The organism is Curtobacterium flaccumfaciens UCD-AKU (assembly GCF_000349565.1).
Taxonomy (GTDB): domain Bacteria; phylum Actinomycetota; class Actinomycetes; order Actinomycetales; family Microbacteriaceae; genus Curtobacterium; species Curtobacterium poinsettiae.
In genome coordinates this window covers 1-422 of record NZ_KB714615.1, presented here as the reverse complement: position 1 = coordinate 422, position 422 = coordinate 1, and the positions used below count along the sequence as shown (strand labels likewise).

The following is a 422-nucleotide window of genomic DNA, read 5'->3' as shown; positions in this document are numbered from 1 at the left end:
ATGACCGGCACCTTCTTGGCCTTCGCCTGCTGGACGATGGACGCAGCGGCCTCGCCGTCGAACGGGTCGAGGACCAGGACCTTGACGCCCTGCGTGAGCATCGACTGGGCCTGCTGCAGCTGCTTCGACGCGTCGCCGTCGGCGTTCGCGTAGATGACGGAGCAGCCGCTGCACTGCTTCTTCACCTCGGCGGTGAAGAGCGGGCGGTCGGCGCTGGCGTACCGGGCGGTGACGGAGTCGGGCAGGAGCAGGCCGATCTTGGCCTTCGACGCGTCTCCGCCGCCTCCGCCGGAACCGGTCCCGGCGTCCGCGCCGTTGGAACAGCCCGCCAGGGTGGTGATCGCGAGCAGCAGGGCGCTGACGCCCAGCATCGCTCGTGTGGTGGATTTCTTCATTGAAACGTCCTCCAACAGTGGACCGCC

Annotated in this window: 1 protein-coding gene; it reads right to left on the bottom strand. The window is 68.5% G+C overall.

The window, feature by feature from the left end; genetic code table 11:
* A partial coding sequence (locus H489_RS27415) for a substrate-binding domain-containing protein (RefSeq protein ID WP_040419612.1) occupies positions 1-395 on the bottom strand: 395 nt, incomplete at its 3' end.
* Positions 396-422: the final 27 nt, after the last annotated feature.